Genomic DNA, 6,308 nt, shown 5'->3' on the forward strand with positions numbered 1-6,308 from the left:
AACCATTTTCCCCTGCACCTTGTCGTTCATGACCGGACCGGAAAGCCTGCTGGGCATCGTTGTCCACGACATCGCCATCTGCCTGGCAGGGGCGGTTTATGTTCAGCTGCTCAAGCCCGGTACCCTTGTGTCTTTCAGCAATTTTTCCACGATGACGGACATGCGGTCTCTACAGCCGGCATACGGCAGTCCGGAATTCCTTCAGGTTCAGATCATGTTTTACGAGGTCTGCCTGCACTATGAAATGAACTGCGTTCTTTGCGGGTGCTTGTCGGACGGCACCCGCAATGATTATCAGGGCGGGTTCGAGTCCTGCTTCACCGCGATAGCCCCCTATTATATGACCCGTGTGGAGAAAATTTGGTGTTACCCCGGCCTGATGGCCGCCTTTGCCGGGGGGAGTTTCAAGAAAATGATTCTGGACGAGGAATTGATGATCAACTGCAACCGGACCCTTCAGGAACCGGACCTGTCGTTCGACCCCATGCTCGAAGAAAAGCTGGCGGCATCTTTGGAAACGAAAAGCTTTCTGACGATCGGCTCCCCGGCCATCTACAGGCGAGAACAGCGGGTCAGCCCCATTTTCGACAAAAAGGGGATAGACCTCAGCAGCGATGCTTCGGAAATTCCCGTGGACGTCAATGTTGCCAAAGAGATCGAGAGACGGCTTGCGGCTTACGTTCCTCCGGATCGAAGCCCGTCGCAAATCAAACAGCTGCAGAAATACCTGCCGACCCACTGCAAATACTGAGATGCGGCTACAGGCGCCTTTTTCAGCGGTTTGTGGGGGGCCCCTTCATCTGAAAGAAAGTAACCCCGGCATTGCAAAAGCCCGATGCCGCCCGGTGGGGCGGATCGCTTATTTTTATCTCGAGCCACTCTCGTTTTTCGAATTCGCGCTGGCCTTGGGAAAGGAACCCCTGTATGAAAAAATGATTTCCACCACACCTCAGGTACCGCTGCCGCCCTCCTTGCACGTCCGAACCATGGCGTTGTACCGGCAATATTGCCTTGTCGAGGAAATGCGTGTCAAGACAACCCGGGGCCAGTTGGTAAGGTACCGGCTCCTCTCGATACCGCTCTACCCGGCCGGCAATCTCACCGCTCTGCTCAGCAGGTATCTATAGGGGCTGCCGGAGGCAGCATTTAATTGGGTAAATGCCTCGAGCGCAGCGGGCGGTGAGATGGACGATGCCTCATCGAGTTTTGCCGGCAGATCATTTCCCGAATTGACTTTGAGGTCGATATAAAATAAACGTGGCGGAAGTGCATGGGAATCGAACCCACCCGGGACGGTTTTAGCGCCCCACACCGGATTTGAAGTCCGGGAGCCTCACCAGTAAGCTGCGCACTTCCTTTCAGGTTGGTGGGGGGATATTACAGCCGGGAATCTGTTTTTGTCAACCCAAATAAAAGCGCTTCGGGGCGCTTTTATGCGACGCGGCTTCGCCTAATATTATTAATCTGGCCGCTATATAGCCCAGGGGGTCCAGGGCGTCCAAAGCGCATGGCTTGCTATGACCTATGAGCTATCAGCTGCGAGCTCATTCCTGGGGCCCTGATAGGTAACCATTCAAAGACGGTTTTCAGAGGGATGTATGATGATCGATGAAAAACGCATGGCGGATACGTTCATGAACCTGGTTAGGATCGATTCCGTGTCCAGGGAGGAGGCTGAGGTTTCAAACGTGATTCAGGGGATGTTGAAACCCCTGGGTGCCGAGATCGTGATCGACGGGGCCGGCGAAAAGGTCGGCGGCGACACCGGCAACCTGATCGCCCGCTTTGCCGGCAACGTGAACGTGCCGCCGCTTTTCCTGAATGCCCACATGGATACCGTCGGGCCGGGCAGGGGCATCGAACCGGTGTTCGAGAATGGCGTGTTTACGAGCAGGGGCCCCACGATTCTGGGCGCCGACGACAAGAGCGCCATTGCCATCATTTTGGAGGTGCTGCGCGTCATACGGGAAAACAACCTGGCCTGCGGCCCCCTGGAAGTGGTTTTCACCGTTTGCGAGGAGGTCGGGCTTTTGGGAGCCAAGCACCTCGATTACGACAGCCTGTCGGCGACCTACGGTTTTGCCCTGGACGCCACCGACCCCCTCGGGGTGGTGACCCGGGCGCCTTCGGCCAACGACCTGGCTTTTTCGGTTTTCGGCCGGGAAGCCCATGCAGGCGCCGCGCCGGAAAAAGGCATCAATGCGATCAAAATAGCCAGCCAGGCCATTGCGCAGCTGCAGCTGGGGCGCATCGACGCGGAGACGACCTGCAATATCGGCATGATCGAGGGCGGACTGGCCACCAACATCGTTCCCGGCCTCGTCAAAATCAGAGGCGAGGTGCGCAGCCACGACCCCGAAAAACTCGAGGCGGTTACGGCCAGGATCGTGTCCGCATTCGAGGCGGCGGTGGAAAACTGCCCCGAAAAGGATGTTGCCGCATCCCTGCCCGCCCTGGAAAGCGAGGTCCGGCAGGAATACACGCGGACGAATATACCCCCGGAGCACCCGGTGGTTGCCCTGGCCATGCGGGCGTCGGAAAACCTGGGCAGGGAGATGGCGTGCAAAACCACCGGCGGCGGGGCGGACGCCAACGTGTTTTTTCAGCACGGTATCGTCCTGGGCGTTTTAGGCACCGGCATGCGCAACATGCACACGGTGAACGAGTCGGTAAGGCTTTCGGACATGGTCCAGTCGGCGGAGCTCCTGTTGGAAATCCTGAAGCTGCATGCGCAAACGGCCGTATAATATCCGAAATTTAGACAGGATGTAGATGTTAACATCGTGAGAAGTAAATTCCCGTGAAACGTGGCTACTCGTTTAACGTTTAACGTTTTACGTTTCACCTTTCACGTTTAACGATTATATATTTCACCTTTCACGTTTTACGTTTTACGGTATATCGGGATAGCAAAAGAACCCAACGAACCCAACGAACCCAACAAACACAAATAACTCAACAAACACAACACAGGACGGTACATTCTGAAAATTGCATATTTCGATTGTTTTTCGGGGATTAGCGGGGACATGACCCTGGGGGCGCTGCTGGACCTGGGCGTACCCCTGGAATGGCTGCAGGAGAAGCTGCACGCCCTGCCCCTGCGGGGATTCCGGATAGAAATGGAACCGGTTTGGGTCAACGGCATCAAGGCGGCGCAGGTGAGCGTGGTGCCGGAAGATGACGGGGGCAGCCGGAACTACCGCGACATTCGCGCCCTGATTCAAGAGGGGGGCATACCGCCGGCTGCCAAAGCGACCAGCCTGAAAATGTTTGAAAAAATTGCCGTGGCCGAATCGAAAATCCACGGGACCACCCTGGACGAGGTTCACTTTCACGAGGTGGGCGGGCTGGACTCTATCGTCGATATTGTCGGAACCGCGCTTTGCATGGAAAAGCTGGGATTCGACCGGGTGACGGCATCGGCCATTCCCCTGGGGGGGGGATTCGTTGAATGCAGCCACGGCACCCTGCCGGTGCCCGCGCCGGCGACGCTCGCCATTCTCGAAGATGTTCCCGTCTACGGTGCCGGCACAGAGGGGGAGATGGTCACCCCCACGGGTGCGGCCATTGTCAGTACCCTGGCGGAAGCGTTTGGGAACCTGCCTGCCATGGAAATCGAAACGGTGGGCTATGGGGCCGGCCGGCGGCGGTTTGCATCGCGCCCCAATGTGCTGCGGGTGGTAACGGGGCATTGTAGTGAAAAAAACAAAGCATTTCAAAACAATGTAAACATGGAGGAGATCAGGGTCATCGAAACGACCATCGATGATATGAATCCGGAGCTGTTCGGGTATTTGATGGAAGCCCTGTTTGCGGACGGTGCCTTGGATGTTTACTGGTTGCCGGTGTTCATGAAAAAGAACCGCCCCGGGACCATGGTTCAGGTCGTTTGCGAGCCCGAGAGGGAAGCGATGCTCGTTGAGCGCATTCTGGCCGAGACCACCACCAGCGGGGTCAGGGCCTATGGGGTCGGACGTTACGCGCTCAAACGCGACATTGCAACAGTTGAAACCCCCTATGGAGAGGTTGCGGTCAAGCACATCGTCGCTCCGGACGGCGGCAGCCGCATGGTGCCCGAGTATGAGGTCTGCCGCGAGATCGCCGCCAGGGAAAAGATACCCCTGCAGAAGGTGTATGCGGACGTGGTCAAGGCCTGCGGCTGAATGCTTGGACGCTGGGAGGCTGGAAGGCTGGGATGCTATGAGGCTGGGAGGCTGGGAAGCTGGGAGGCTGGGATGCTATGATGCTGGGAAGCTGGGAGGCTGGGATGCTATGATGCTGGGAGGCTAGGAGGCCGGGGTGTCTAATCAAGTACTGTAAGAGCGGCGCAGCCGCGTCCCATAAAATCCACCGGGTCGCCGGGATTTTTCGGCAACCCGGTGGATTTTATTTTGACAAAAACCGCGGCACCGTATAGACACGGGCCATGCAATTCGGTAAACGGACGGTTCTGCTGCTTTCCTCCGGTTTTGGTACGGGCTACATCCCCGTGGCGCCGGGGACCTTTGGGACCTTGCCGGCATTGCCGTTGTGCTACTTTTTATCGACCCGTCCAACATGGTTCTCGCTTGTGTTCACCCTCGCTTTCATCGGCGCGGCCATCCCCCTGGCCCACGCCGGCGAAAAGTGGATGGGGCGCAAAGACCCGGGCTGCATTGTCGTCGATGAGATGGCCGGTATGCTGGTTACCCTGGCCGGCCTGCCGTTCAACCTCTATACCGCGGCAGCCGGGTTCGCCGTTTTCAGGGTGCTGGACATTGCAAAGCCGTTTCCCGTCCGCTATTTCGATCGCAATTTGTCGGGCGGGACGGGCATCGTCCTCGATGACGTCGTAGCCGGAATAATTGGAAACATTACTTTAAAAATAGCTATGTATCTCATTGGAATGATGGGATAAGACATTAACTATACGGTATAGGGTGTACGGTGTGAGGCGTGAAATGTGAAATATATAATCGTTAAACGTGAAAGGTGAAACGTAAAACGTTAAACGGGTGGCCACGTTTCACGTCTAACGTCTAACGTCTCACGAGTTTCACGTTTCACGTCTAACCTCTTACATCTCACGATTTTCGTAAACCGTAAACCGGGTACCGTATACCAAACCTCTAAAGGTGCCACGTGACAAAAAAACAATCCAAAGACAAATCGATCGAGCCGAAGGGAAAGCGCAAGGACAAAAAGAAAAGCGGTCTGCGGGAAAACGTCGAGGCCATCGTCATTGCGGTCCTTCTGGCGCTTTTCATACGTACGTTCGTGGTCCAGGCCTTTAAAATACCCTCGGGTTCCATGAAGGAGACCCTGCTGATAGGGGATCACATTCTGGTCAACAAATTCATATACGGTGTCAAATTGCCCTTTGTGGGCACCACGCTCATCCCCATTAAAAATCCACAACGGGAAGACATCATCGTGTTCAAATACCCCGAAAACCCCAAATTGGATTTCATCAAAAGGGTTATCGGCGTGGAGGGCGATGTCATCGAAATGCGGGACAAGCATCTCTATGTAAACCACAAACCCTACGAACGCAGCTATGCGATTCACAAAGATTCCTACATAATTCCGGGCGGATTCAACCGGCGCGACAATTTCGGGCCCATCACGGTGGCCAAAGATTCCCTGTTCGTAATGGGAGACAACCGGGACAACAGCAAGGACAGCCGTTTCTGGGGATTCGTCAAGCTCAAGGCCGTGAAAGGCAAGGCCTTCATGATTTACTGGTCCTGGAACAAGAACAACTCGGGCTCGATTCTTCACTATGTGCGTTGGGGGAGGATAGGGCATATGCTTAAATAACCCTCAAGATTGCAACGTTGAGGTTAAAACGGCTGGGAGGCTATAAGGCTGGGAAGCTCGGTGCAAGCCATCCAGCATCCAAGCATCCTGGCATCCCAGCCACCGGAAGAGGCAAAAGGTATGGATCTACTGCTCGAGGGCGGTCGTGTCATGGATCCCGACCATCTGGACGGGATCGCCGACATCCTCATAAGAGAGGGCCGCATTGCCGCCGTCCATCCGCAGGACCCCAAAACGCCTGCAGAGGGAGCTCCGGTCGCCGACGCCTCTGAGACTGTGCAGGTGATCGACTGCCGGGGCAAGATCGTGGCGCCCGGGTTCATCGATATTCACGTCCATTTTCGCGAACCCGGCTTCGAATACAAGGAGACCATCCAGACCGGGTGCAGGGCCGCCGTCCGGGGCGGTTTTACCGCCGTTTGCACCATGCCCAACACCGTTCCGGCCAACGACCGGCCCGAAGTCACCGCCTATATTTTGGACAAAGCCCGGGAAGCGGGTCTGGC

The 6,308-nt window shown here is 56.1% G+C and carries 7 protein-coding genes and 1 tRNA gene; 7 read left to right on the plus strand and 1 reads right to left on the minus strand.

The window, feature by feature from the left end; all coding sequences use genetic code 11:
- Together LJE94_18440 and LJE94_18445 are read left to right on the plus strand one after the other, a co-directional pair.
- A partial coding sequence (locus LJE94_18440) for a trimethylamine methyltransferase family protein (GenBank protein MCG6912077.1) occupies positions 1-751 on the plus strand: 751 nt, incomplete at its 5' end.
- A 94-nt stretch (positions 752-845) separates the two neighbouring features.
- Positions 846-1,127, plus strand: a complete 282-nt coding sequence (locus LJE94_18445) for a hypothetical protein (protein MCG6912078.1) — start codon at positions 846-848, stop codon at positions 1,125-1,127.
- A gap of 131 nt (positions 1,128-1,258) precedes the next feature.
- Here LJE94_18445 and LJE94_18450 read toward each other — a convergent pair.
- Positions 1,259-1,356, minus strand: a tRNA-Sec gene (locus LJE94_18450).
- Positions 1,357-1,601: 245 nt separating this feature from the next.
- Here LJE94_18450 and LJE94_18455 point away from each other — a divergent pair.
- The 5 genes from LJE94_18455 to LJE94_18475 all read left to right on the plus strand — a co-directional run.
- Positions 1,602-2,747: a M20/M25/M40 family metallo-hydrolase gene (locus LJE94_18455; GenBank protein ID MCG6912079.1), complete on the plus strand. Its 1,146-nt coding sequence runs from the start codon at positions 1,602-1,604 to the stop codon at positions 2,745-2,747.
- Positions 2,748-2,990: 243 nt separating this feature from the next.
- On the plus strand, positions 2,991-4,166 hold the full coding sequence (gene larC / locus LJE94_18460; GenBank protein ID MCG6912080.1) for a nickel pincer cofactor biosynthesis protein LarC: 1,176 nt from the start codon (positions 2,991-2,993) through the stop codon (positions 4,164-4,166).
- Positions 4,167-4,429: 263 nt separating this feature from the next.
- The gene (locus LJE94_18465; GenBank protein MCG6912081.1) at positions 4,430-4,900 is read left to right on the plus strand and encodes a phosphatidylglycerophosphatase A; all 471 of its coding nucleotides are present in this window, start codon (positions 4,430-4,432) and stop codon (positions 4,898-4,900) included.
- A 224-nt stretch (positions 4,901-5,124) separates the two neighbouring features.
- Positions 5,125-5,802: a signal peptidase I gene (gene lepB / locus LJE94_18470; GenBank protein ID MCG6912082.1), complete on the plus strand. Its 678-nt coding sequence runs from the start codon at positions 5,125-5,127 to the stop codon at positions 5,800-5,802.
- A gap of 60 nt (positions 5,803-5,862) precedes the next feature.
- Positions 5,863-6,308 (plus strand): amidohydrolase family protein (locus tag LJE94_18475; GenBank protein ID MCG6912083.1); only part of this gene is annotated, 446 nt, incomplete at its 3' end.

The sequence above is a fragment of the Deltaproteobacteria bacterium genome, assembly GCA_022340465.1.
Taxonomy (GTDB): domain Bacteria; phylum Desulfobacterota; class Desulfobacteria; order Desulfobacterales; family B30-G6; genus JAJDNW01.

What these genes read in the sequence shown, in the direction of transcription:
- LJE94_18455 (MCG6912079.1), top strand. Translation starts at nt 1,602, where the DNA reads ATGATCGATGAAAAACGCATGGCGGATACGTTCATGAACCTGGTTAGG.
- LJE94_18465 (MCG6912081.1), top strand. Translation starts at nt 4,430, where the DNA reads ATGCAATTCGGTAAACGGACGGTTCTGCTGCTTTCCTCCGGTTTTGGT.